This is a genomic window from uncultured Acidovorax sp., from assembly GCF_964021665.1.
Lineage (GTDB): Bacteria > Pseudomonadota > Gammaproteobacteria > Burkholderiales > Burkholderiaceae_C > Acidovorax > Acidovorax temperans.
In genome coordinates, this window is the sequence record NZ_CAXIAK010000006.1 from 25,585 (window position 1) to 49,070 (window position 23,486).

Annotated in this window: 21 protein-coding genes and 1 pseudogene; 13 read left to right on the forward strand and 9 right to left on the reverse strand. The window is 65.6% G+C overall.

The annotated features are described in order from the left end of the window. Positions 1-50 precede the first annotated feature (50 nt). Positions 51-575, reverse strand: a complete 525-nt coding sequence (locus tag AADJ04_RS02315) for an Mpo1-like protein (RefSeq protein WP_288485888.1) — start codon at positions 573-575, stop codon at positions 51-53. 377 nt (positions 576-952) lie between these two features. Here AADJ04_RS02315 and AADJ04_RS02320 point away from each other — a divergent pair, with 377 nt between their 5' ends. The 4 genes from AADJ04_RS02320 to AADJ04_RS02335 all read left to right on the forward strand — a co-directional run bounded on the left by AADJ04_RS02320 (position 953) and on the right by AADJ04_RS02335 (position 4,669). Further along, positions 953-1,660 (forward strand): Crp/Fnr family transcriptional regulator, encoded by a 708-nt coding sequence (locus tag AADJ04_RS02320; protein ID WP_341238617.1) that lies wholly within the window; start codon positions 953-955, stop codon positions 1,658-1,660. A 113-nt stretch (positions 1,661-1,773) separates the two neighbouring features. Continuing rightward, on the forward strand, positions 1,774-3,207 hold the full coding sequence (locus AADJ04_RS02325) for an aldehyde dehydrogenase family protein (protein ID WP_066692533.1): 1,434 nt from the start codon (positions 1,774-1,776) through the stop codon (positions 3,205-3,207). Positions 3,208-3,254: 47 nt separating this feature from the next. Next, positions 3,255-3,848, forward strand: a complete 594-nt coding sequence (locus AADJ04_RS02330) for a DUF2889 domain-containing protein (RefSeq protein ID WP_066788020.1) — start codon at positions 3,255-3,257, stop codon at positions 3,846-3,848. A gap of 59 nt (positions 3,849-3,907) precedes the next feature. Next, positions 3,908-4,669, forward strand: coding sequence for an SDR family oxidoreductase (locus AADJ04_RS02335; protein ID WP_044396302.1), 762 nt, complete (start codon positions 3,908-3,910; stop codon positions 4,667-4,669). A 34-nt stretch (positions 4,670-4,703) separates the two neighbouring features. On the opposite strand, the gene AADJ04_RS02340 is transcribed toward AADJ04_RS02335, so the two are convergent. Beyond that, complete coding sequence (locus tag AADJ04_RS02340) at positions 4,704-5,543, reverse strand: type IV pili methyl-accepting chemotaxis transducer N-terminal domain-containing protein (protein WP_341238618.1); 840 nt, start codon at positions 5,541-5,543, stop codon at positions 4,704-4,706. A gap of 225 nt (positions 5,544-5,768) precedes the next feature. Between AADJ04_RS02340 and moaA the strand changes: the two genes are divergently transcribed. The 4 genes from moaA to AADJ04_RS02360 all read left to right on the forward strand — a co-directional run bounded on the left by moaA (position 5,769) and on the right by AADJ04_RS02360 (position 9,505). Next, positions 5,769-6,905: a GTP 3',8-cyclase MoaA gene (moaA, locus tag AADJ04_RS02345; RefSeq protein ID WP_341238619.1), complete on the forward strand. Its 1,137-nt coding sequence runs from the start codon at positions 5,769-5,771 to the stop codon at positions 6,903-6,905. 95 nt (positions 6,906-7,000) lie between these two features. Further along, a complete protein-coding gene (gene mobA, locus AADJ04_RS02350) occupies positions 7,001-7,630 on the forward strand; it encodes a molybdenum cofactor guanylyltransferase MobA (protein ID WP_341238620.1) in 630 nt (209 codons plus the stop codon). 60 nt (positions 7,631-7,690) lie between these two features. Beyond that, on the forward strand, positions 7,691-9,043 hold the full coding sequence (gene glp, locus AADJ04_RS02355; RefSeq protein ID WP_341238621.1) for a gephyrin-like molybdotransferase Glp: 1,353 nt from the start codon (positions 7,691-7,693) through the stop codon (positions 9,041-9,043). Between the two features lie 138 nt (positions 9,044-9,181). Continuing rightward, a complete protein-coding gene (locus AADJ04_RS02360; protein ID WP_341238622.1) occupies positions 9,182-9,505 on the forward strand; it encodes a thioredoxin family protein in 324 nt (107 codons plus the stop codon). 28 nt (positions 9,506-9,533) lie between these two features. Here the strand turns inward: AADJ04_RS02360 and AADJ04_RS02365 are convergent, their stop codons facing one another. After that, positions 9,534-10,262: an SIMPL domain-containing protein gene (locus AADJ04_RS02365; protein ID WP_341238623.1), complete on the reverse strand. Its 729-nt coding sequence runs from the start codon at positions 10,260-10,262 to the stop codon at positions 9,534-9,536. A gap of 230 nt (positions 10,263-10,492) precedes the next feature. Here AADJ04_RS02365 and ompR point away from each other — a divergent pair, with 230 nt between their 5' ends. After that, positions 10,493-11,224 carry a two-component system response regulator OmpR gene (ompR, locus tag AADJ04_RS02370; RefSeq protein ID WP_341238624.1) on the forward strand — a complete coding sequence of 244 codons (732 nt, stop codon included), beginning with the start codon at positions 10,493-10,495 and terminating at the stop codon, positions 11,222-11,224. A 5-nt stretch (positions 11,225-11,229) separates the two neighbouring features. Next, the gene (locus AADJ04_RS02375) at positions 11,230-12,759 is read left to right on the forward strand and encodes an ATP-binding protein (protein WP_341238625.1); all 1,530 of its coding nucleotides are present in this window, start codon (positions 11,230-11,232) and stop codon (positions 12,757-12,759) included. Between the two features lie 59 nt (positions 12,760-12,818). On the opposite strand, the gene AADJ04_RS02380 is transcribed toward AADJ04_RS02375, so the two are convergent. Beyond that, complete coding sequence (locus AADJ04_RS02380; protein WP_198846315.1) at positions 12,819-13,733, reverse strand: DHHA1 domain-containing protein; 915 nt, start codon at positions 13,731-13,733, stop codon at positions 12,819-12,821. Positions 13,734-13,878: 145 nt separating this feature from the next. Here AADJ04_RS02380 and AADJ04_RS02385 point away from each other — a divergent pair, with 145 nt between their 5' ends. The 3 genes from AADJ04_RS02385 to AADJ04_RS02395 all read left to right on the forward strand — a co-directional run bounded on the left by AADJ04_RS02385 (position 13,879) and on the right by AADJ04_RS02395 (position 17,936). Next, the gene (locus AADJ04_RS02385; protein WP_341238626.1) at positions 13,879-14,691 is read left to right on the forward strand and encodes a pseudouridine synthase; all 813 of its coding nucleotides are present in this window, start codon (positions 13,879-13,881) and stop codon (positions 14,689-14,691) included. Between the two features lie 72 nt (positions 14,692-14,763). Further along, positions 14,764-15,453 (forward strand): hypothetical protein, encoded by a 690-nt coding sequence (locus AADJ04_RS02390; protein WP_341238627.1) that lies wholly within the window; start codon positions 14,764-14,766, stop codon positions 15,451-15,453. Further along, on the forward strand, positions 15,447-17,936 hold the full coding sequence (locus tag AADJ04_RS02395; protein ID WP_341238628.1) for a WD40 repeat domain-containing protein: 2,490 nt from the start codon (positions 15,447-15,449) through the stop codon (positions 17,934-17,936). The genes AADJ04_RS02390 and AADJ04_RS02395 overlap by 7 nt, the downstream gene beginning before the upstream one ends. Before the next feature lie 107 nt (positions 17,937-18,043). On the opposite strand, the gene AADJ04_RS02400 is transcribed toward AADJ04_RS02395, so the two are convergent. The 5 genes and pseudogenes from AADJ04_RS02400 to AADJ04_RS02420 form a co-directional block, all read right to left on the reverse strand. Next, the gene (locus AADJ04_RS02400; RefSeq protein WP_341238629.1) at positions 18,044-20,326 is read right to left on the reverse strand and encodes an EAL domain-containing protein; all 2,283 of its coding nucleotides are present in this window, start codon (positions 20,324-20,326) and stop codon (positions 18,044-18,046) included. A gap of 254 nt (positions 20,327-20,580) precedes the next feature. Next, complete coding sequence (locus AADJ04_RS02405) at positions 20,581-20,805, reverse strand: SlyX family protein (RefSeq protein ID WP_341238630.1); 225 nt, start codon at positions 20,803-20,805, stop codon at positions 20,581-20,583. A gap of 24 nt (positions 20,806-20,829) precedes the next feature. After that, positions 20,830-21,594, reverse strand: a complete 765-nt coding sequence (locus AADJ04_RS02410) for a lysozyme inhibitor LprI family protein (RefSeq protein WP_341238631.1) — start codon at positions 21,592-21,594, stop codon at positions 20,830-20,832. Between the two features lie 25 nt (positions 21,595-21,619). Beyond that, a complete protein-coding gene (locus AADJ04_RS02415; protein ID WP_341238632.1) occupies positions 21,620-22,810 on the reverse strand; it encodes a PLP-dependent aminotransferase family protein in 1,191 nt (396 codons plus the stop codon). A gap of 218 nt (positions 22,811-23,028) precedes the next feature. Beyond that, a pseudogene (locus tag AADJ04_RS02420) lies at positions 23,029-23,419 on the reverse strand (tripartite tricarboxylate transporter substrate-binding protein); the annotation flags it as partial. Positions 23,420-23,486: the final 67 nt, after the last annotated feature.

The window sequence follows — 23,486 nt, forward strand, 5'->3', positions numbered from 1 at the left end:
CTTGACAGGAAAGCGCTGGAGGCTATTTTTATCAAAATCCTTCCTCACCCTCAGGCCGTCTGACGCAGGTCACGCCTGCGCACGGGGCCGCTGCGCTGCTCCACGGCGTGCTGTACTTCTGCGCGCAAACCCAGCGCAAAGCCCCATTCGGCCACCACAAAAAGGGGCCCAACCAGCAAACCCATCACATCGTCCACAAAGGCGGGCTTGCGGCCCTCGAAATAGTGGCCCACGAACTGGATCACCCAGCCCACGGCAAACAGCCCCAGCCCCCAGGCCAGCCAGGCTGTGGTGCCCAGGGGCGCCATGGCAGCCGCCCCCGCCAGCATGGCGGCGAGCAGGGCCGACATCACCAGCCCCAGCCGCACATCCAGCCGCAGGTAGAAAATGCCAGCCGCCACGGCGCAGGCCAGCGCGGGGCTCACCGGCACCATGCCCAGCCACCACACCGGGCGTGAAAGCAGCACCACCACGGCAAACATGATCATGGGCACACCAACAAAATGGGTGTGGATGTTGCGCGGATCGCGGTGGTAGGCGGCGTATTGCGCCAAGTGATCGATCAGGGTTTTCATGGGTGTCTCCAGTCGTTGTTTTGAGCAGGATTCAATGTCTCTCGCCAAAGGCGTTAACGTCTGTCGTGCAGCCGACAAAAACAGAGGCGGCAACAGCGCCCCTGTGACTGTGCGGGACTGGCGCTTTATCGCTGCCCGCAGCCCTTGTAGTCCCTGTTTCTGCCCCTTTTTTCGCGCCCAAGCCGCCCCTTTTTGTGATTGCCTACCCCGCCCGGTCCCTGCCTTTTTCGACGCGCACCCAAGCGGCCATGCACACAGCACCGCAAGCCTTGCTGCTTCCTGGCCCACGGCACGTCTGAGCTGCCTGAGCATCCCCTCCTGGCGCAGACTCTTGCCGCGCTTGCCCTTTTGCCCCGCCGACCCTGATCTCTGACTGCATGACGACCGAAGTCTCCGCCCACCTCATCGCGCTCCAATCGGGGCGCTGGTTCGCCCAGTTGCCCCCTGAATTTGCGGCGGCACTGCTGCGCATGGGCCGCATCCGGCAACTCACCGTGGGCCAGTCCCTGTTCTTGCGTGGCGACCCGCCCTGCGGGCTGTATGCCGTGCTGCGTGGCGCACTCACCGTCTCGGGCACGGGCGGGCGGTCTGACGACGCACGCTCTGCGCTGCTCACCCGCCTGGAGCCCCCGCAGTGGTTTGGCGAAATTTCGGTGTTTGATGGCAATGTGCGCAGCCACGACGCCGTGGCGGCCGAGCCCTGCACGCTGCTGCATGTACCCAACGAACCCCTGCAGGAATGGCTGCGCGGCCACCCCGAGCACTGGCACGCCCTGGCGCTGCTGGTAACCGACAAGCTACGCACCGCCTTCATCGCCCTGGAAGACGCCGCCCTGCTGCCAGCCCCCCAGCGCCTGGCCCGCAGGCTGGTGATGATGGCCGAGGGCTACGGCCAATGGAACGCCGATGGCCTCACCCGCCGGGTGATTGCACTGTCGCAAGAGCAGCTGTCGCAAATGCTGTCCATCTCGCGCCAGACCACCAACCAGATCCTCAAAGACCTGGAAGCCCGCCAGCTGGTGCGCGTGCAGCGCGGCGAGGTCGAAATCAGGGATCTGGCCGGGCTGCGCCGAACCTACGCCTGAGACAAGCCACCAGCGCTATCAAAAAGAGAGCTGCTGTCGCCTGCAGTACAGGCGCTACAGCCCAATTCGGCTAAATAGTAAGCACGCATTCGATTTCTATGCAGAATGTCATCATGCAACTGAACTACATCGCCAACGCCTCCGTCCCGTCTTCGTCTGGCCGCACGCTTGCGGTGATCGACCCTTCTGACGGCCAGCCTTTTGACGAAATCCAGCGCAGCAACGCGGACGACATCGACGCCGCCGTGCATGCGGCGCGCCAGTGCTACCAGGCGGTGTGGCAGCGCATGGCACCTGTAGACCGGGGACGGCTGTTGCAAAAACTGTCGGCCAAGGTGCTGGAGCATGCCGACGAGCTGACAGCGCTGGAGCAGCGCGACTGCGGCAAACCCACCAAACAGGCCCGGGCCGATGCCGTGGCGCTGGCGCGCTACTTCGAGTTCTATGCCGGCGCTTGCGACAAGCTGCACGGTGAAACCATTCCCTACCTGGACGGCTACAGCGTGCTCACTTGGCGCGAGCCGCATGGCGTGACCGGCCACATCATCCCGTGGAACTACCCCATGCAGATCTTTGGCCGCAGCGTGGGCGGCGCGCTGGCGGCGGGCAATGTGTGCGTTGTGAAACCGGCTGAAGACGCCTGCCTGTCGCTAATCCGTGTGGCACAACTCGCGGCCGAGGTGGGTTTTCCACCCGGTGCCATCAACATCGTGACGGGGTATGGGCACGAGGTGGGCGATGCGTTGGCACGCCATCCGGGCATTGACCACATCAGCTTCACCGGCAGCCCCAAGGTGGGCACGATCATTCAGCAGGTAGCCGCCGAGCGCCACTGCCCCGTGACGCTGGAGCTGGGTGGCAAGAGCCCCCAAATCATCTTTGCCGATGCGGACCTCGACGCAGCCGTGCCTGTGGTGCTCAACGCCATCGTGCAAAACGCCGGGCAGACCTGCTCGGCAGGCTCGCGGGTGCTGATCGACTCTCTGATCTACGAGCCCCTGCTGGAGCGCCTGGGCCACGCCTTTGAAAAGCTGCGGGTCGGCCCCGCCGCCATGGACCTGGATGTGGGCCCGCTCATCCGCCAAAGCCAGCAGCAACGCGTGTGGGACTTTTTGTCAGACGCGCAAGTGGCGGGCATCCCCATGGTGGCGCAAGGCGTGGTGGTGGACGAGGCGCCCGAAGGCGGCTTCTACCAGGCCCCCACCCTGCTGCGCGATGTGCCTGTGGGCCACCGCCTGGCACAGGAAGAAGTGTTTGGCCCCGTGCTCTCGGCCATGGCTTTCCAGGACGAAGACCACGCGGTCGAGCTGGCCAACGCCACGCAGTTCGGCCTGGTGGCAGGCATCTGGACGCGCGACGGCGCGCGCCAGTTCCGCATGGCCAAGCGTGTGCACAGCGGCCAGGTGTTCATCAACAACTACGGCGCGGGCGGCGGTGTGGAGCTGCCGTTTGGCGGCGTCAAATCCAGCGGCTACGGGCGCGAGAAGGGGTTTGAGGCGCTGTATGGCTTCACCACGCTGAAAACCGTGGCCATCAAGCACGGCTAAAGCCGCCCGATTCCCCTGTCCTCCTGCTCTTCGCTCGCTTCTTTCCCATGCCCCTGTCAGCTCCCGTCCCTCGTAAAACCAGCCATATCCGCCGCGTCACCTACCAAGGCTACGAACGTGAAGACGGCCTGTGGGACATGGAAGCCGAATTGCACGACAGCAAGGCACACGACATGCCTTCGTTTCGCCACCAGGGCGTTCGGCTGGCGGGGGACCCCATCCACCACATGTGGCTGCGGGTGACGATTGACCGCAAGCTGGTGGTGCACGCCATTGAAGCCGCCATGGACGCCCACCCGCTGCAAGACTGCCCACAGGCGCGCCCGGCTCTGCAGGGCATGGTGGGCGCCTGCATGGCGCGCGGCTGGCGCCAGGCCATTGCGCAGCACATGGGCGGGGTGGCCAGTTGCACCCACCTGCGCGAGCTGCTGTTCAACATGGCCACCGCTGCCTTCCAGACCCTGCCCGCCGCCTTTGGCGGCGGCGACCCGGACACCCCGCCCCGCCACCTGGGCCAATGCACCGGTTGGGACTTTGAGGGCAACGGAGTGAAAGAGTACTTCCCGCAGTTCTACGGGCGTGGCGAGGCCAATACGCAGCCTTCCACCCCACACAACCCCACAGGCAAAAAGAGCTTCTAGCGCTTATCCATCAAGCGCAAGCAGCTATCAAAAACAGAGCAAACACAAAGGAGACAGCCATGCGCGTGCAAAACAAATCCATCATCGTCACCGGCGCCGGCAACGGCATTGGCGAAGGCATTGCCAAACGTCTGGCGCAAGAAGGTGCCCAGGTGCTGGTCAATGACATCAACACCACAGGCGGCCAGCGTGTGGTGGCAGAGATCACCGCTGCGGGCGGCAAGGCAGCGTTCTTCCAGGCGGACGTGACGCAGTCTGCCCAGGTCCAGGCCATGGTGGCCGAGGCCGAGCGCCTGTTTGGCAAGCTCGATGTGGTGGTGAACAACGCAGGCTGGACGCACCGCAACCGCCCCATGCTGGAGGTGAGCGAAGACGAGTTCGACAAGGTGTACGCCATCAACGTCAAGAGCATCTACCTCAGCGCCATCCATGCCGTGCCTGCACTGCGCCGTGCGGGTGGGGGCAGCATCATCAACATTGCCTCCACCGCCGGGCTGCGGCCCCGCCCCGGCCTGACCTGGTACAACGGCTCCAAGGGTGCGGTCATCACCACCAGCAAGTCGATGGCGGCGGAACTGGGGCCCGACAACATCCGCGTGAACTGCCTGAACCCGGTGTTCAATCCCGACACTGGCCTGGCGGCCGAGTTTGCGGGTGGCCCGGTGGACGATGCCCGCCGCGCCAAGTTCCTGGCCACCATTCCGCTGGGGCGCTTTTCCACCGCGCAGGATGTGGCCAACGCCGCGCTCTACCTCGCCAGCGACGAAGCCGCCTTCATCAGCGGCGTGTGCATCGAGGTGGACGGCGCCCGCTGCGTTTGATCTGCCCGGGGCAGAGCTGGCGCCTTGCGTGGCTTCAGCCCAGCACTTCGCGCAGGGCCGCGTCGTACAGGGAAGTGAGCCGATCCATCACCTCCAGCAGCCGTTCGCTGGTGGTGGCCACGGCTTCCATGCCCTTGGTATCGGGGTGGCGGCGCATGGCGGCTTCAAAAAACAGCCACTGGGCCTGCCCCAGTTCCAGCTCGGTGCGAATGGCGGGGGTAGACACCGGCGCTGCCGCCAGGGCCTGCAGAGCCTGCTTGAACTCTGCAGCGTCGGCGTTCATCTGGGTCTGCGACGCCTTGGGGTCCACACCCGCTGCCAGCAAAAAGTACTGCTTGGCCATGCGCTGCGACAGCATGCGCTGGCGCCCGGCCATGCCCACCAGCTTGGCGCTGGGGGCGCGGGCCAGTTTCTCCAGCGATTCGGTTGCCGTCTGGGCAGCGGTCATCATGCGGTCGGCCTGCTCGGCCACGGCGGCGGCAGAGGCCTTGGAAGGCGCAGTCGCCGTCAGGGTGTTGAGCACGGTGTACTGCTTTTGCACCTCTTCAAGCTGGCGGCTCAAATCTGCGGGCCAGGCGCCCGCCGTGGAGCCCTTGGCCAAGTCGGCAGCGCCGGCCTGTGCCTGCTTGCGCACCTTGGCCAGCACATCCAGCGCCGCCACGGGCATCACCTGCAGGTGCTGCTGGCAATAGGCCTTGGCCATGCGCTGCGAGAGCGCGCGGAACGAGCCCGACACGTTGATGGCCGCAGAAAGCGCCATTTGCGCTTGCGCCGTGGCGGCCCAGGTGGGCAGAACCACCCCGGCAGCCACCCACTGCACCATGCGCCGACGTTGGTGGGAACAGGAAACGACGGGTTGATTACGACAGGTCATGGCAGTAGGGCTTTCTATGCAATTAGGGTGAAAGAATGTTTCCCGAAATGCAGAGAATTGTCATGACAATGTCAAACCAGCCCCCCCCCTTGCGACAGATCAATGCAATGCCAGCGCGCAGCAGCGAAGATCCGCACGCCGCCAACCACCAATCCCTTGATGCGGATCAAGACAATCCAGTGCGGGTACCCCGCCCAGTGAAGGCCTTGGGGCACAATCCCGCCCATGGCTGAACGTGTCATTCCCCTGGTGGACCAGCGCCACGCCGACCTGGTGGCCCAGGTACCTCTGCACCCTTCTCCAGCAACTGGCTTGCTGGTGGACACCCGGGGGCGCCCTCTGCGCGATCTGCGCATCAGCGTGACCGACCGCTGCAACTTCCGCTGCAACTACTGCATGCCCAAGGAAGTGTTCGACAAGGACTACCCGTACCTGCCGCACAGCGCGCTGCTGAGCTTTGAAGAAATCACCCGGCTGGCCTCGCTGTTCCTGGCGCACGGGGTGCGCAAGATTCGCCTCACAGGCGGCGAACCCCTGCTGCGCAAGAATATCGAAGAGCTGATTGCCCAACTGGCACAGCTGCGCACGGTGGATGGCAAGGCGCCGGACCTCACCCTGACTACCAACGGCTCGCTGCTGGCGCGCAAGGCGCGCTCGCTCAAAGAAGCCGGGCTGAACCGCGTGACCGTGAGCCTGGACGGACTGGACGATGCGGTGTTTCGCCGCATGAACGATGTGGACTTTCCGGTGGCCGACGTGCTGGCGGGCATCGAGGCCGCGCACGCGGCTGGGCTGTCGCACATCAAGGTGAACATGGTGGTCAAGCGCGGCACCAACGACCACGAAATTCTGCCCATGGCGCGCCACTTTCGCGGCACGGGCACCACGCTGCGCTTCATTGAATACATGGACGTAGGCGCCACCAACGGCTGGCGCATGGACGAAGTGCTGCCCTCGGCCCAATTGATCGAGCGCCTGCGCGCTGAACTGCCCCTGGTGCCGCTGGAGCCCAGCAGCCCCGGCGAAACCGCCGAGCGCTGGGGCTATGCCGACGCCAGCGGCCAGCACGACCCAGCCCTGGGTGAAGTGGGCGTCATCAGCAGCGTGACGCAGGCTTTCTGCCACGACTGCAATCGCGCCCGCCTCTCCACCGAGGGCAAGCTGTACCTGTGCCTGTTTGCCTCGCAAGGCTACGACCTGCGCTCGCTGCTGCGCGGCGGTGCCGGTGACGCAGACATTGCCGCAGCCATTGCGCCCATCTGGCAGCAACGCAGTGACCGCTATTCCGAACTGCGCAGCACCCTGCCCGCAGACAGCTCGCAGGGCGCGCGCCGGGTGGAGATGAGCTACATCGGAGGCTAGGCGGCTGCGCGGGCCGTAGACCCTCGGCGCCTTGGGTCTGCAAAGCAGCCTGCACAATCGAGGGCTCGCTTCTTTCTCTTTTCAAAGGCCTCTTGATGATTGACACGCTAGACATCACCGGACTCGTCCTGGCCGGCGGGCGCGGCTCGCGCATGGGCGGGGTAGACAAGGGGCTGCAAACCTTTCGCGGCCTGCCACTGGCGCTGCACACGCTGATGCGGCTGCAGATGCAGGTGGGGGTTTCGCTCATCAACGCCAACCGCAACCTGGCCGCCTACGAATCATTTGGCGCACCGGTGTGGCCCGACGCCAACAACGACTACGCAGGCCCCCTGGCCGGCTTTCTGACCGGGCTGGAACACTGCGAAACGCCCTGGCTGCTCACCGTGCCGTGCGACACCCCGCTTTTTCCGCTGGACCTGGCCAGCCGCCTGGCCCAGGCGGCCGATGAACAACAGGCCGACATTGCCATGGCCGCCGCCCCCGAAGACGACGGCACGGGCCATATCAGCGTGCGACCCCAGCCGGTGTTTTGCCTGCTGCGCGTAGACCTGCTCGAAAGCCTGGTGCGCTTCACCCAGGCGGGCGGTCGCAAAATTGACGCCTGGACCGCCCAGCACCGCTGCGTGACCGTGCCGTTTGACACACCGGGCGATGACCCCAAAGCCTTTTTCAACGCCAACACGCTGGCCGAACTGCAGGCGCTGGAGCGCACCGCCCCCTGAGCCGCAGCGCCCCGGCGGCGCCATGCGTGCGCCTTGCCTTCCTGAATTGACCGAACCAACATGAAAACCATCGCCCAAATTGCTGCCGAACTGCAGGGCTACGATCCCCAAGCCTTGCACGCCGACCAGGTCAACGCGTTTTTGCACCAGCTGGTGCAGCCCGTGGCAGGCACGGAAGAAGTGGGCATTTTTGAAGCCCTGGGCCGTGTGCTGGCGCAGGATGTGATTTCCCCCATCAGCGTGCCGCCACACGACAACTCGGCCATGGACGGCTACGCCTTTGCCGGCAGCCAGCTGGTGCCCGGCCAGCCCCTCACGCTGCGCAGCGTGGGCACGGCCCTGGCGGGCAAGGCGTGGACGGGCACAGTGAACGCAGGCGAGTGCGTGAAGATCATGACCGGCGCCATCATGCCCGCCGGGCTGGACACCGTGGTGCCGCAAGAGTTCACCACCGCCCAGGGCGACCAGATCACCATCGCCCCCGATGTGCTGCGCCTGGGCGACAACCGCCGCTTCAAGGGCGAAGACTTGATGGAAGGCGGCGTGGCGCTGGCCCGTGGTGAATTGCTCACCCCAGCCGCGCTGGGCTTGGTGGCAAGCCTGGGGCTCAAAACCGTGACCGTGTCGCGGCGGCTGCGTGTGGTGTATTTTTCGACTGGCGACGAAATCCTGAGCCTGGGTGAGCCCCCGCGCGAAGGCGCCGTGTACGACAGCAACCGCTACACGGTGTTTGGCCTGCTCACCCGCCTGGGCGTGGAAGTGATCGATATGGGCGTGGTGCGCGATGACCCCGCCCTGCTGGAAGCCGCCTTCACCGAAGCCGCGCAGCGCGCAGACGCCATCATCACCAGCGGCGGCGTGAGCGTGGGCGAGGCCGACCACACCCGCGCCATGATGAAAAAGCTGGGCGACGTGGCCTTCTGGCGCATTGCCATGCGCCCCGGCCGCCCCATGGCCGTGGGGCGCATTGCTGCCTCAGGCCTTCAAGCCAAAACAGGCTCCAGCGCACAACCAGCAAGCGCTGGCAGCTATCAAAATGATATCAATGCCAGCAAAGGCGGTGCGGTGCTGTTTGGCCTGCCGGGCAACCCGGTGGCGGTGATGGTGACCTTTCTGGCCTTTGTGCGCCCCGCCCTGCTGCGCATGATGGGCAGCACGCGCACAGCGCCGCCGCTGCTGCGCGCCACCAGCACCGAAGCCATCCGCAAAAAGCCGGGCCGCACCGAATACCAGCGCGGCACCGTCACCACCGGGCCGGACGGCAGCCTGCAAGTGCGCACCACGGGTAACCAGGGCTCGGGCGTGCTCAGCTCCATGGTGCAGGCCAATGGGCTCATCGTGCTGCACCACCAGCAGGGCAACGTGGCTGTGGGCGATGCGGTGGATGTGATGGTGTTTGACGGGGTGATCTGAGAGCCTGTTCAAAAGCGCAAAAGCAGCACAGGCAACACGCTGGCAGGCTGCTGGCAGTTTGCGCCCCTGTCTGACGAGCCTATAGCCCCCCTGGCGGTACAAAGTGCTTTTGGCCTTTGCTTTGAGAAACAACACCCCATGCCCTACGCCGCTACCCACCTGCCCCAGCCGCCCACACGCGACGCGGTAGACGCCCTGCCCGGCACCACCGTGCTGGAATTTGGCACGCCCTGGTGCCCCCATTGCCTGCGCGCCCAGCCGTTCATCGAGCACGCTTTGAAAGACCAGGAAACCGCCCACATCAAGGTGGAAGACGGCCCCGGCCAGCGGCTGGGCCGCAGCTACAAGGTCAAGCTCTGGCCCACGCTGGTGGTTTTGAAAAACGGGCAGGAAGTGGCCCGCGTGGTGCGTCCCACCACCCAGGCCGAGGTGGACGACGCGCTGCGCGCAGCACAAGGCTGAGGCCCGGGGCCAGCCCACCCGCCAGCGCTCAGCGCATCTGCACCGTGCCAGAGACGCTGATGCTTACCTGCTCGCGCCCTGGCTGCACGGGCACTGGCGCGTCAGATGCGAAGGATGCCATCTTTTCGCGGGCCATCCGCATGCCCTGCGGCACCACGCTGATGCCCGAGCCAGACACGCTCACCTCGCGCAGGCCGTAGCTGGCAAAGCCAAACGCCTTCGACAGTTCTGCCGCACGGGCCTTGAATTGCTCAATCGCCTGCGACTGCGCCTCGCCCTCGGCCTTGGCCCGCGCCTCGCGCGACAGGCCAAACGACACATCGCTCACCGCCATCGACTGGATCTTGCCCGCCATGCCGGTGATGCGCCCAAAGTCGCGCCCTTCCAGCCGCAGCTCTGCCCGGCCTTGCCATCCCAGCACCTTCTGGTCTTTGCCGTAGCGGGGGTACAGGCTGAACGTGCCCGTGGACACATCCATCTGCCCCGGCTGGGCGCCGGCCTTGGCTTGCGCCAGGGCTTCATCCAGGGCCTGCTTGAGCTGGGTCTGGGCGGCAGCCAGCGTGGGGGCTTCCTTGTTCGCCATGAGGGTGATGTTCAGCATGTCCTGCTCGACCTGCACCATGCCGGCGGCCGACAGTTGCACCACATTGCGCGGCTCTGCGGCCACGGCAGCCACCGGTGCGGCTTGTTGAGAAAAAACGGCCCCAGCGCTCATCAGCAAAGCGCTGGCAGCTACCAAACGAATAGCATTCTTCATGAATTCACTTTCTCAAAAATCGGTCTGACGCCGCGCGCTGAAGCCATTTCCAGCACGCTAGCCAGACCCTGATCAGACAGTGTGTAGGCACAAGTCGCCACGCGGTGTCAGACGGGGTTGACGATTGGGCAAAACTTGTAACAGTTGGTCAAACCCAAGGGAAAAACGCGAACTTCGGCGCTCAACATGGTCAGAATCGGCTCTGTTACAAATTGGACCCGAGATCAAATATGCCCACTACACCCAACCGTACCGACAAAGTTTTGGTGGTAGATGACGATGCCCGCATCCGCGATCTGCTGCGCCGCTACCTGACCCAGGAAGGGTTTGAAGTGATGGTCGCTGAAGACGGCAAGGCGCTCAATCGCCTGCTGCTGCGCGAAACCGTAGACATCATCGTGCTGGACCTGATGATGCCCGGCGAAGACGGCTTGTCGATCTGCCGCCGCCTGCGTGCCGCCAACGACCGCACCCCCATCATCATGCTCACCGCCAAGGGCGAGGACGTGGACCGCATCGTGGGCCTGGAAGTAGGCGCCGACGATTACCTGGGCAAGCCCTTCAACCCCCGCGAACTGCTGGCCCGCATCCACGCCGTGCTGCGCCGCCGCCCTGCACATGAAGCTCCCGGCGCACCTTCGGGCGACAACGAAGTGGTCACCTTCGGCCCCTTCACGTTCGACCTGGGCACCCGCGCCCTGCAGCGCAATGGTGAAGAGCTGCCCTTGACCACTGGCGAATTCGCCATGCTCAAGGCCCTGGTGCGCCACCCACGCCAGCCGCTGTCGCGCGAAAAGCTGGCATTGCTGGCACGCGGCCGTGAGTTCGAGCCGTTTGACCGCAGCCTGGACGTACAGGTCTCGCGCCTGCGCAAGCTGGTGGAAGTGGATGCAGCGGCACCCCGCTATATCCAGACCGTGTGGGGCGTGGGCTACGTGTTTGTACCGGACGGAACGAGCTGATCCCGATGACCCAGCCTGAAGGCAAACCACGGGCCCGCAGGCGCAAACCTGAAGGACCCGCAGCCGATGTGACCAGCCCTGCACCGCTGGAATCGTCGCTGCGCGCCACGCGCGAGCAACGTGCCCGCGTGGGGCTGAATCTTTTTTGGCGCACGTTCTTTTTGCTGGCGCTGCTGCTGGTGGGCAGCATTCTGGCCTGGCTGCAAACCTTGCGGGCGCTGGAGTTTGAGCCCCGCACGCTGCACACGGCGCAGCAGATTGCCTCGCTGGTCAACCTCAGCCGCGCAGCGCTGGTGCACTCCGACGCGATTGCGCGGGTTTCGCTCATCAAGACGATGGCCGACCAGGAAGGTGTGCGCATTCTTCCCCGCGAGCCCGGCGACAAATTCACGCTGCTGGAAAGCGGCGCACTGGGCAACCGCCTGACCGAAGAGTTGACCCGGCGCCTCGGGCCCGACACCATCGTGGCCCAGAGCGTGAATGGCGAGAACGGCCTGTGGGTGGGCTTCAACATCAATGGCGACCCCAACTGGCTGCTGATGGACCGCTCGCGCTTCAGCCCTGCGGGCGGGCGCACCTGGCTGATCTGGCTCATCACCACCGGGGCGCTGTCGCTGGCCGGGGCTGCGGCGATTGCGCGGCTGATCAACCGCCCGCTCAAGCAGCTGTCGTACGCCGCCAACCGCGTCAAAGACGGAGACTTCGCCGCCAGCCACCTGGACGAAGAGGTGGTGACCAGCGAAATCCGCGAGGTGAACATCGGCTTCAACCGCATGGCACAAAAGCTGGCCAAGCTGGAACAAGACCGCGCCGTGATGCTGGCCGGCATTTCGCACGACCTGCGCACGCCCCTGGCGCGCCTGCGGCTCGAGACCGAAATGAGCGTGATGGACGACATCGCCCGCGAACACATGGTGGCCGACATCGTTCAGCTCGACGCCACCATCGACAAGTTCCTGGACTACGCCCGCCCAGACCATGTGACGCTCACGCCGGTGAACCTGCACGCCGTGGTGTCGTCCTGCGTGTACGCCGTGCAAGACCACCGGGAGCTGCAAATCACCATGCACATCCCCGAGGACCTGAACGTGCTGGCCGATGAGGTGGAACTGGCACGGGTGATTTCAAACCTGCTGGAAAACGCCCGCCGCTATGGCAAGACGGCCGACACGGGCGTGACCAGTGTGGAAATTGCTGCCAAGGGCCGCGAAAACTGGGTGCTGCTCAAGCTGCGCGACCACGGCGCCGGCGTGCCGCCCGAGCAGCTCTCCAACCTCACCAAGCCCTTCTTCCGGGGCGATTCCGCCCGCACGGCGGCAGCAGGTGCAGGGCTGGGCTTGTCGATTGTGGACAAGACGGTGCAGCGCATGGGCGGCATCTTTGCGCTGGCCAACGCCAGTACAGGCGGTCTGGTGGCGCACATTCAGTTGCAGCGCGCCAGCGAATTGCCCGAGGGCGTGGACCCCAAGCAGCGCCTGCACCGCCCGGCCGTCAAGCGCCACCTGCCCCGCCAGCGGGCGCAAGAACAGGCCTGAAAGAGGTCTGAAACAGCTCTGACAAAGGCCCACGGTTCACACCGTGGGCCTTTTCACCATCAGGCGTTGAACACGCCGGTCAGCAATTCGGGCAACCGGGCTACCGGCATGCGAAACCCGCAGGCCTGGGCATGGCCACCACCGCCCATGCTTTCAGCGAGGGCGATGCAATCAAAATTGCGCTGGGCCCGCAGCCCGGCCTTCACGCCCTTGTCGGTGGCGCTCCACATCAGGGCGAAGGTGCCCGTCTTGGCCGAAAGAATGTCGCCCACCAGGCTGTGGAACATGCCGGGGGCGTTCACCATCAGCCCGGCAACGCCGTTGAACACCAGCGGCTGCGCGCCCTCGGCAATGTCGTGCGCCATCTTGCGGAATTTCTCGTCCATGGCGGCGCCACGGGCCATGAAGGCGTCGAGCTGCTCGGGGGTGAAGCGGGTCATCTCCTTCCAGCGCTCGAAGGTTTTGGGCTCCATGTCCAGTGCCGACAGGAACGGAGCGCTCTGCGCAAATTCCCACTTCCAGATGTCACGGTCTTCCACGTACTGCAAGAGCGCGGGCACGGGTTCGTCGGGGTGGAAAAACTCCCACGCCAGCCGGGCGCCCGACTTGTTCATGTCGAAATGCACCACACCGCAGCGGCATGCGAAGCCGGTGAGCTTTTCAGCAGCGCTCTTGTGGTGGTCCAGCATGACGAGCTTGGCCGCGCGCTCATCGATGGCGGCCAGGATCTCGGCAGAGAAAGAGAAGTCGAGGATGTACACCGTGCGCCCTTGCAGCGGCGGCAAGTCGTCCACGGTTTGCACATCGCCATGGTCCAGGCCCACGTATTCGGCCTGGTCGCCGTAGTAAAGCCAGGCTGCCAAGGCCGCGCCAAAGCCGTCAGGGCAGCCACGGCCGTGGTACAGAACCAGAACAGAGGGATCGTCTTTGCTGGGCGCCACCAGCAGTTGCAGGGGAAGAATGGATTTGCTCATTGCCCCGATTGTCGCGTGTGCCAGCGCACCGCGTGTCCCAAAGCCCCATCATCCCCTCCAACCGGTTTTCAATTTTGATAGCAGCTCGCGCTTGATGGACGGGCGCGGGGCTATGATTTGGCTTGTTATCCCAACACCTTCCCCCATGCCCCAGCCCCTGCACATCCTCTGGCAAGACGACCATCTGGTCGCCGTGTACAAGCCCGCGGGCTGGCTGGTGCACCGCACGGGGCTGGACGCGGGCGAAACCCGCTTTGTGATGCAGACCCTGCGCGACCAGCTGGGCCGACACGTCTTCCCGGTGCACCGGCTGGACAAAGGCACCTGCGGCGTGCTGGTGATGGCGTTGCACAGCGACGCGGCCCGGGCGCTTTCCCAATCGTTTGAGAACCAGGCCACGCACAAGGTCTACATCGCCATGGTGCGCGGCTGGGCGCCCCCGGCTGTGGAGGTAGACCACCCCCTGCGCCCCGACGATGCCCCACCCAGCGCCCCCGTGCAAAGCGCCCACACCCGGTTTCGCACGCTGGCGCAGTTGACGCTGCCCGAAGCCAGCGACCCGCGCTTTGCCACCACCCGCGCCTCGCTGGTGGAGGCCGTGCCCACCACGGGGCGGCGCCACCAGATACGCCGCCATCTCAAGCACCTGGCGCACCCCATCATTGGCGATGCCACCCACGGCAAGGGCCCGCTGAACCGCTGGTGGGCCCAGCGCCTGGGCCAGCAGCGCCTGTGGCTGCATGCACTGCGCCTGAGCCTGCCGCACCCGTTGACTGGCGAGATGCTGCACCTGCACAGCGGTTTGCCACTGCAACCCGCGCCAGGCAGCAGCGTGGCCGCCTGCCCCAATAACCCCGAAGTGCCAGAGGCGCCCGGCATGGACTGGCAACGTCTGCAAGCCGACTGGCCCTGGCAATGGCTGAACAACTCCTCGGCCCCGCCCCCCGTGCGCTCATGACGGCGCCCCCGGAGTTTTGACGACTTGGAAGGGCTACGATGCGCCTTCGCTTCTGAACACCGCTTTCGCTCCATGGCATTTCCCTCGGTCAAGCTCACCACCCTGGCATCGCTGGCCCACCGGCTGCCTGCCACCTGCTGGCTGGCGCAGCGCCTGGAACAAGCCCCCGAGCGCTGGGCCACGCTGCCGGTGTGGTGGGTGGAGGGCGACCTGGACATGGCGGCGCTTGATCTGGTCACCACCCTGTCGAGCGACGGGCAATGGCTGCCCCCCCTGCCCTCCACCGCGCTGGATGGCAGTGCGACCCACCCCGGCGGTGCCCTGCTGTGGGTGGACGGCCATTTGCGCCTGCAAGGGGCACTGACGGGCGGCTGGCACACCCCTGCCAGCGCGGCTGAACCATCGAGCCCCGCCGTACATGCGCTGGTGATGGGCGATGCCCAGGTGCACTGCGCCCTGCTGCGCCAAGGCCAGCTGCATGTGCAAGGCAACCTGTCGGTACACACATTGCTGTGGGGCGATGGCGCGCCCGGTGGCCTTACGGTGCTGGGCCAATCCACTGCGCAGGTGGGACTGTTCACGCGCGGGTATGCACCGCAGTGGAACCAACCGCCCAGCTTTGACTTCACGCTGCAAGATGCAGACCCAGCGGGTGATTCGGCGCTTTGGCAGCCTGCGGACCATGAAACGCTGGGCCTGGTGGTCCCCCCCCGTACCTGGATGCCGACAATGCCGGAACAGGCAGCCTGGCCGAGATGCTGAACGCCCCCGCGCTGGTGGAAGCCGCCAGGGCGCAGCAGCCTGTGACGCAGCCCACCGCCGCAGTGCATGCACTGCTGCCGCCTGTCCCCTCCTTTTTCCAGGACGAATCCATCAGCGTGGCCAATATCAGGGCCGCTGTGCAGTCACCCCTGATCGCACCCAAGCAATTCACGGCCGAAGGCTGGTTTGGGCAGACCGACTTTTCGCTGTGCCGCAAACATGTAGACAGCGACGGCGATGCGCGGCAGGACAGCGTTTTCATCACCGTATGGAAACAATGGGACTTTTACCTGGGGGTGGACAGCCCCGAGCCCGCGCAGGGCTGGCTGGGCGGCGGGTGGAGCCGGCTCCAGCGCCTGTTCAAGCGCCATGGCGGGCAACACCCTGTGGTGCTCAATGCCCGCAGCACGGGCAGCACACCAGGGTTGGTGGTGCTGTACCGCCCCTATGAGCAAGGCGTTGCCGGTGCATGGGCCCCGCTGGCGTTGGGTGATGAAGATGGCGCAGACCCCGCCGCCCAGCGGGCCTGCCAGCAAGCGTGGCGCGGGGTGCTGGACTATGTGCGCAAAGGCACCGCCCAGGCACGCGCGCACCACCCGTTGTGGGCGGCCCTGCATGAAGAAATCACCCCTGCGCGCCTCACGGCCCTCACGTCCACGCCCCTGTTCACCGAGCGCTACAACGACTGGTGGGACAGCGAAAAAAACGGCCTGTGGGTAGGCCAGTTCTGGATGGGCGCACGCCAGCCCTGCCTGCACCAGGGCGAGCCATGGGGCCGCGCTTTCAAGCTGAGCTGGAAAAACGGCGAAGACGGCCCCGGCGATGCGCCTGACAACGCCCACAGCGCCTACCAGATCGACATTGAGGAAGCCCGCGAAGGCCCGCCGCTGCTGCGGGTAGCGTACAGCCAGCGGCAAAGCGAGCCGCGCACGCCCATTCCACCCGACGCGGCAGACCACCTGGCGCGCCTGCTGCGCTTGTACCGACAGGCGCAAACGCACATCGAGCGCCTGACGGCAGCCATGGCCCACGAGGCCCAGCCACCGCAGCACCCCGCAGCGCAACTGCTCACCGTGCCGCCGTTGGCACCCAATATTCCCGATACCGCCGTTTTCGGCGCCGAGTGGATGCAGCGCTCGGGCCAGTGGCAAGCCACAGGCCAGGCCTACGCGCAGCAAGCCCGCGCCCAACTCGCCGCTGCCGACGCCCCCCCTTTGCAGGCAATGGAGCACGCTGCGGCGGATACAGACCTTTCGCTGTTTGGCGCTGCGGCAGACGCCATGCCAGCCCTGGACGACCCGCGCGCAGCGGATGCCGAAGCCGTCTTGCAACTGGCGCGCGAAGTACACCGCCATGCCGATGCGAACCTGGCAGCACGCTTTCGGCAGCGCTTTGCCTTTGCCCCCGATGCGCTGGCGGCCCATGCCTACCGGGCGGGCCAACCCGCAGGCCCCGTGCTGCTGCTGGACGACGACCGCGCCGTGGTGCGGGTGGCCCAAGGTGGCCTGCACGGCACGCACTGGTGGCTGTTGCAGGGCCTGCAGGCGACGGTGGTGGAAGGTTTGCACGGTGCGGGGCGCTCTCCCAACCGGCAATGCTTTGCCAAGTTCGACGGTCACCAAGTCACCACCCACGCGGGCTGGGATGGGCCGGTGATCACCCGCTTGCACCTGCCCCACCACGCCAAAGCCGCAAGGCCAGGGACTGTAGAGAGTGACGAGATCCTGCCCTTCAACGATGGTTTGCGCGTTCTGTGGCGCGACGCTACCGGTGTGTACCTGCTGACACCCGATGCAGCGCAACAGCTGTACCCCAGAGCGGAAAGCGACGAAGCAGCCGATGCCCCTGAGCACCCAGATGCGCAAGAGCCACAGGCACAGCCCCTGCTGCACATGGCGCTGTCACCCGACGAGCGCTTCATCGCCGTGGGCGACCAGGGCAGCCAACACCTCTTGCTCAACCCGCGTGGCGAGGTGCTGGGCCGGTGGGCACCGCTTTCGGCCTGTGCCCACCACGCCACGTTCACCCACGACAGCACCCGGCTGCTGGCCCATTCCTGCCACCTGTACACGGGCCGTACCGGGGTGTTGCATCTGCCGCCCGAAGGCACTGGGGGCGGCCTCCATGAGTACCCATCGTTCCCAGGCGCTGCCGCGCTGCAGCCGTTTCATCGCCACAGCTGGCGGGTGGATGCCACGGCCACGCTGCGGGGCACGGTGATGGAAGGCGATGCGGCAGGCTACCTGCATGCGCTCAGCGACGACGGACAACTGCTGTGGCACCACCACATTGGCGGCGCTTTGAACGCGCTGGACACGTCACCCGATGGTTCCACCATCGTCGCCGCCAGCCACAGCGGCTATGTGGTGTGGCTGCGGCAGTTGGGGGCAGGCATGGACCCCTTTGCGATCAGCACTTCGCCGTATACCGAGACAGGGCGCTGGATTTTCTGGCTGGGTGAGGCGGAACCGTTGCACTGGTAACGGCGCTTTGCCTTGACGTCAGCCTGCTGGTCACCGACACCCACGGCGCCAAGGCGGCTAACAAAGGACCAATTGCTACCTTTTTAATAGCTGCTTGCGCTTTTAAATCAAGGCTTAGGCACTGGTTTGGCATCAAATCGCCTAAACCTGCAGAGCAGCACCCAGCAGCACCCAGCGGCCCGCGTACTCCGCTCAATGCGGCCGTGGGCCTTGGAGCATTTCGGGAGTCTGTCGGGCCATCCATTGGTCCACAGGCTCGGGGTGCCCAAAAAGGTAGCCCTGGTAGACCATGGCGGGTGCGCGCTGGGCGAGAAAATCCACCTGCTCCTGCGTGTCTCCACCCCTTCGGCCACAACACGCAAGCCAAACTGGCTGGCAACGGTCAAGATGGCCTCTACCAGGGCGTCGTCGTCCTCGTTGCTCGGGGCCTCGTTCACAAACGAGCGGTCGATCTTCAGCTCCTGGATCGGCAGGCGTTTGAGGTACACCAGCGACGAGTAGCCCGTGCCGAAATCATCCAGCGCAAATTCCACGCCCAGGGCGACGAGTTCGCGCATTTTCGACACCACATCGTCAAAGTCATCAATTACCAGACCTTCGGTGACTTCCAGCGTGAGCAGCGTGGGGTCTGCGCCCGTGGTACGCAGCAAGGCCCGCAGGCTGGGCACAAAGCCATCCTCGCGAAACTGCCGGGCACTGAGGTTGACGGACATGCGCAGGCGACGCCGGCTGAAGTCGGGCTGCGCCACCACGGCACAGGCCTGCGCCAGCACCCATTCACCCAGGCTCACGATCAGGTCGGACTCCTCCGCCAGCGGAATGAACGCACCCGGCGTCAACAGGCCATCGCGCGGGTGCTGCCAGCGCACAAGGGCCTCCACGCCCGTCACCTGGCCACGCACATTCACCTGGGGCTGCACATAAAGCCGCAGCTCTTGCGCGCCGATGGCGTGGCGCAGGTCCCGCTCCACCTGAAAGCGCTGGGCCGCCGCCGCGCCCATGCCCTGCTCAAAAAAGGCCGACCGGGCGCCGCCCGCATGCTTGGCCCGGTGCAGCGCGGTGCCCGCGCGCCCCATGGCAGCCAGCGGCGTGTCATCCACCCCTTGCGGGTACAGCGTCAGGCCCATGCTCAATCCCAGCTGGGCCTCTTCGCCAGAGTCGCCCAAAGCCAGGGGGCGCACAAAGGCTTGCTGGATCTGGTCGGCGAACGCCAGGGCACGGCGGCCTGCCACGGTGGCGTCGATGCCCAGGTCGTGCAGCACAATGCCAAACTCGTCCCCCGCCACACGAACCAGCAAATCGTGCGGGCCCAGCAGCTCGGCCAGCCGCAAGGCCACGGCGCACAGCAGCCGGTCGCCCATCTCGCTACCTCGGGCATCGTTGAAGTTGGTGAACCGATCCAGATCCAGCAGCAGCAAGACGTGCACATCGTCGCCCGAGCGCTGGTGGCGGGCCTGCAGGCTGGCCAGCCGCTCAATGAGCATGGACCGGTTGGGCAGGCTGGTGAGCGAGTCGTAATGCGCAAGCCGGTGAATCTCTTGCGCGGCCCGCTTGCGGTCGCTCACGTCCTGCTTGAGCTCGACATAGTGGGTGATGCGCCCGTCTGGCTGGCGGATAGGGGCCACCACCACGGACTCGCTGATCACCGCCCCATCTTTGCGCAAATTGCTTTGCTCGCCCGCCCAGGACTCGCCACGCTCCAGGGTCTCGCGCATGCCCTGCCATTGCGTGGGCCCCAGGCCGTTGGCGGACACCTCACTGCTCAGCCGGCCCAGCACTTCATGGCGGGCATAGCCGGTGCGCGCCAAAAAGGCATCGTTCACAAATTCGATGCGCCCGTCCAGATCGGTGATGACCGTGCTCTCAGGGCTTTGCTCCACCACGCGCAGCAGCTTGCGCAGTTCGGCGTCGCGGGCCTTCAGGTCTTGGGCCATGGTTTGGGCCTCATGCACCCGCCGGAGGTAGCTTTTGCGCGAGAGCAGCGTAGCTGCCGCCGTGAGCCCCACAATGCCTGCCAGGTACACCGCATACGCCCATCGGTTGTGGGGGCGCATGGCGGGCAGCGCCCCATGCAGATCAGCCCACAGGAAAAATGCAAACAAACCGCCTGTGACCGCCAGCAAACCCATGGTGGAGCGGCCGCCCAGCAGCCAGCCACACAACACGATCAGAACGGGGTAGATGAGCAGGTTGGGGCTGTTGATGCCGCCATTGCTGGCAGCCACCAGCGACACGACCACCCACACGCCCCACACCAGCAACCGGGCAGCCAGCGCCTGCCGCCCCAGGTGCAGCGCCACCAAGGTGGTGGCCCCTACACCGGCCACGCACAGGTTCAGCGCAAGGCGGCTCCACTGGGGTTGCTCTTCGCGCAACAGGAGCAGGGCCACCAAAGCGCCCACCACCACGGCCACCCAGCCAGCCAGCCACCTGCACCATGCGGCGCATGCTGGGGTCGTTATGGTTGACGACAGGCGGCATAGAAAGGGGTGCCCTGGTGGAATGCAAAACAAGCGTTGCATCCTAACGCGGAGCGGCGATGAATTACAGAGCACACCCCAGAGTTGGCGCGGGTACGCAACGCGCGAGCGCGGCGGCCACTGGGAACCTGGTGAGCCGGCGGCCGGGCCACCCGCCCCGGCGCTCAATAGTGCGGGGGAAGCTCGTCTCGCAAATTGCGCGGGCCGTTGGAGCCGGCCTCGGGCGCCTGCTGGCGCAGCTGGATGACTTCGTGCGTGAGCCGGTCGATGAGTTGCCGCTGCTGGTAAATGGTCAGGTTCAGCTGATCCAACAGGTCTTCTGTGAAGCTGGCCTTGATTTCCAGTGCTTCAAGCCGCTGAAGGATTTCGTCGGTAAGGGGTGAGGTCATGGGAGCTATCGGGTGGGCACAGCGTCAGGGCTGGGCTTCGGTGATGTGGAGCTGGCTGGGCCGCTCGAGCAGCCATTCGGTCAGCGCCAAGTGGCACAGGATGTCTTCGTTCAGCGGCAGATCCTTGCCAAGCACAAAGCGCAGCAGGATGTAGCCGCGCTGGCCTGCGCGTTCTGCGGGGCGAAACGCATCGCCCCATGAGCGCGTGGTGTATTCAAACCGCGAAGCGTAGCCTTCGCGACGGTCAGGCGGCCAGCACATCATGCGCACGCCGGGGCCTCCAGATGTCCAAGGGCGCGCATCGGCGTGATGGACATACAGCTCGACCTGGAACGCCGCAGGCTGTGCACGCCGCAGCGCAATGTTCAACACCCCTACCGTGTCATTGATGTGCGGCAGCGTGCGTGTAAACACCGGGGCGATGCCCTTCGCATCCAGCACCCGCACACGCCGGTTGGAAGCCTGCAAATCTTCTGTGCGTTGCTGGTACGCAGCCGCCACACACGCCACGTCTTCACAGCGGTTGCGCTGGCGCAGCCACCGCAGTTGCGCCGCACGCAGGGCCGCGATTGCCGCATCGCCGTCGGGCTTGGCCTGCGCGGTGCGGTAGGCATGGGTCAGGCGCTCATCGGCCTGCATGAGTTCGGGGCTGGCGCAGATCCAGTGCTCTACCGTCTTCTCCGCCGCACCGCAGTCAAAGCCTGGGGTGGGCGCCGAGGGCTCCAGCCCCTGCGCACTGGCCCACCCACAAAAGCCCAGCAGAACGAGGCTGGACAGCCAGGCCTTCACAGCGCTTGCCCCTGAACGCGGCGAATCAGATCGCCTGGCCCAGGCGTGCCACGCCTTCGCGGATCTTGTCCACATCGGCCGTGGCAAACGACAGGCGGAAGGTGGCGTGGTCGGGGTTGGCGCAGAAGAACGGCGTACCGGGCACAAAGGCCACGCCCTTTTCAATGGCGCGCTTGGCCAGCACGTTGCCGTCGGCCACCTTGCCACCCGCGCCCGTGAGGCGCGCCCACACAAACAGGCCGCCCTGCGGCTGCACGAACTCGATGGCGTCGCCCAGTTCCTTGCGCAGCGCATCGCCCATGGCCTGGGCGCGCTCGGCATACACCTTGCGCACATGGGCCAGCGTGGCGGGCATGCGGCCGGCCTTGAGGTACTGCGCGGCCGTGGCCTGCGCAAAGGTGCTGGTGTGTGCATCGCTGAACTGCTTGCACATGGTGGCCTTGCCCAGCAGCTCGGCCGGGGCAATCATCCAGCCCACGCGCAGGCCGGGCGAGAGCACCTTGCTCAAGGACCCGCAGTGCACCAGCAGATCGCGGCTGCCGGGCACGGTGGCTGACAGGTTCAGCAGGCTGGGGGGAGGTGCATCGCCAAAGTACAGGTCGCCGTAGGGGTCGTCCTCCACGATCAGGGTGTTGTGCTTCACGGCCATCTCCAGCACGGCCTTGCGGCGCTCCAGGCTCAGCATGGCACCACTGGGGTTACCGAAAGTGGGGATCAGGTAAACGAATTTCGGCTTGTGCTCGGCGATGAGCTTTTCCAGCTCGTCGGTTTTCACGCCGTTGCCGTCGATGGGCGCGCTGATGAGTTCGGCGCCGTACAGGCGGAAGCACTGGATGGTGGCCAAAAAGGTCGGGCCTTCCACGATCACCTTGTCGCCAGGGCTGATGAGGGTCTTGCCCAGCAGGTCCAGCGCCTGCTGGCTGCCGGTGGTGACGATGAGGTTGTCGGCCGCCACATCCTTGGCGCCCTTGGCTGTCATGAAAGCGGCGAGTTGTTCGCGCAGCGGGTTGTAGCCTTCAGTGGCGCCGTATTGCAACGCAGCACCGGGTTCTTCGGCCAAGGCGGCGTTGCTGGCAGCGCGGATGCCTTCCACGTCAAACATCGCGCTGTCCGGGAATCCGCCTGCAAAGCTGATGATGCCGGGCTTGCCCAGCAGCTTGAAAAGCTCGCGGATGGCGGAGGTTTCTACGTTGTTGAGGCGATCAGCAAATTGCATGGGACGGCATTCCTGTGGGCGTTGAACCCGCCATTGTCGCCAATTGCGGCGCAGTTTTCTTGCAGGCTTGGGCTATTTACCGCCCCCAGAAACGCTCCCTTCGCGCCGCCCCCGCCTCAATCCACCCGGATGTCCGCACGCGCAGCCACGGCGCGCATCAGCGGCAGCTCGCGCTCTACCCGGCTGCGCAAGGCTTCGCCGTTGCCCCAGGCGGGCGTCAGGCCCATGTCTGCCACCAGGCCCAGCGGTGTGAAGCTGTTGACCGGGTCATAGGGCAGGTTGTTGCGAATTGGCCGGGTTCAGCGTGAGCGTGGTGCTGGCCCCGGCCAGCAGCGTGTAGCCATCCGGCGCCGCCTTGGCCACCTGCCCAGCTGCCAGCACGGTGCCTGCGCCAGGCCGGCTTTCCACCACCACGGGCTGGCCCAGCTTTTCGCTCAAGCCCGAGGCGAGCAAGCGGCCCAGGATGTCGGTGGCGCCGCCTGCGGCATAGGGAATGACGAACTTGATCGGGCGCCAAGGGTACCCCTGCGCCTGCGCCAGCCCGTGCAAGCCCAGCGCCAGGGCACCAGCGCCCAGGCAGGAAAGAAAGCGAAAACGTGTCATGGCCATGGCGCAAACTCCTCAAAGCAGGAAAAGAAACACGAAACAACAGCGGCTGTGCATCACTCAGTCACGC

Bases quoted from the DNA above. Each gene is read 5' to 3' on its own strand.
- glp (WP_341238621.1), top strand. From the start codon at position 7,691: ATGAAAACCATCGCCCAAATTGCTGCCGAACTGCAGGGCTACGATCCC.
- AADJ04_RS02385 (WP_341238626.1), top strand. From the start codon at position 13,879: ATGCCCCAGCCCCTGCACATCCTCTGGCAAGACGACCATCTGGTCGCC.
- AADJ04_RS02380 (WP_198846315.1), bottom strand. From the start codon at position 13,733: ATGAGCAAATCCATTCTTCCCCTGCAACTGCTGGTGGCGCCCAGCAAA.
- AADJ04_RS02365 (WP_341238623.1), bottom strand. From the start codon at position 10,262: ATGAAGAATGCTATTCGTTTGGTAGCTGCCAGCGCTTTGCTGATGAGC.
- moaA (WP_341238619.1), top strand. From the start codon at position 5,769: ATGGCTGAACGTGTCATTCCCCTGGTGGACCAGCGCCACGCCGACCTG.
- AADJ04_RS02325 (WP_066692533.1), top strand. From the start codon at position 1,774: ATGCAACTGAACTACATCGCCAACGCCTCCGTCCCGTCTTCGTCTGGC.
- ompR (WP_341238624.1), top strand. From the start codon at position 10,493: ATGCCCACTACACCCAACCGTACCGACAAAGTTTTGGTGGTAGATGAC.
- AADJ04_RS02335 (WP_044396302.1), top strand. From the start codon at position 3,908: ATGCGCGTGCAAAACAAATCCATCATCGTCACCGGCGCCGGCAACGGC.
- AADJ04_RS02375 (WP_341238625.1), top strand. From the start codon at position 11,230: ATGACCCAGCCTGAAGGCAAACCACGGGCCCGCAGGCGCAAACCTGAA.
- AADJ04_RS02390 (WP_341238627.1), top strand. From the start codon at position 14,764: ATGGCATTTCCCTCGGTCAAGCTCACCACCCTGGCATCGCTGGCCCAC.
- AADJ04_RS02340 (WP_341238618.1), bottom strand. From the start codon at position 5,543: ATGACCTGTCGTAATCAACCCGTCGTTTCCTGTTCCCACCAACGTCGG.
- AADJ04_RS02320 (WP_341238617.1), top strand. From the start codon at position 953: ATGACGACCGAAGTCTCCGCCCACCTCATCGCGCTCCAATCGGGGCGC.
- AADJ04_RS02360 (WP_341238622.1), top strand. From the start codon at position 9,182: ATGCCCTACGCCGCTACCCACCTGCCCCAGCCGCCCACACGCGACGCG.
- AADJ04_RS02330 (WP_066788020.1), top strand. From the start codon at position 3,255: ATGCCCCTGTCAGCTCCCGTCCCTCGTAAAACCAGCCATATCCGCCGC.
- mobA (WP_341238620.1), top strand. From the start codon at position 7,001: ATGATTGACACGCTAGACATCACCGGACTCGTCCTGGCCGGCGGGCGC.
- AADJ04_RS02315 (WP_288485888.1), bottom strand. From the start codon at position 575: ATGAAAACCCTGATCGATCACTTGGCGCAATACGCCGCCTACCACCGC.
- AADJ04_RS02405 (WP_341238630.1), bottom strand. From the start codon at position 20,805: ATGACCTCACCCCTTACCGACGAAATCCTTCAGCGGCTTGAAGCACTG.
- AADJ04_RS02395 (WP_341238628.1), top strand. From the start codon at position 15,447: ATGCTGAACGCCCCCGCGCTGGTGGAAGCCGCCAGGGCGCAGCAGCCT.
- AADJ04_RS02415 (WP_341238632.1), bottom strand. From the start codon at position 22,810: ATGCAATTTGCTGATCGCCTCAACAACGTAGAAACCTCCGCCATCCGC.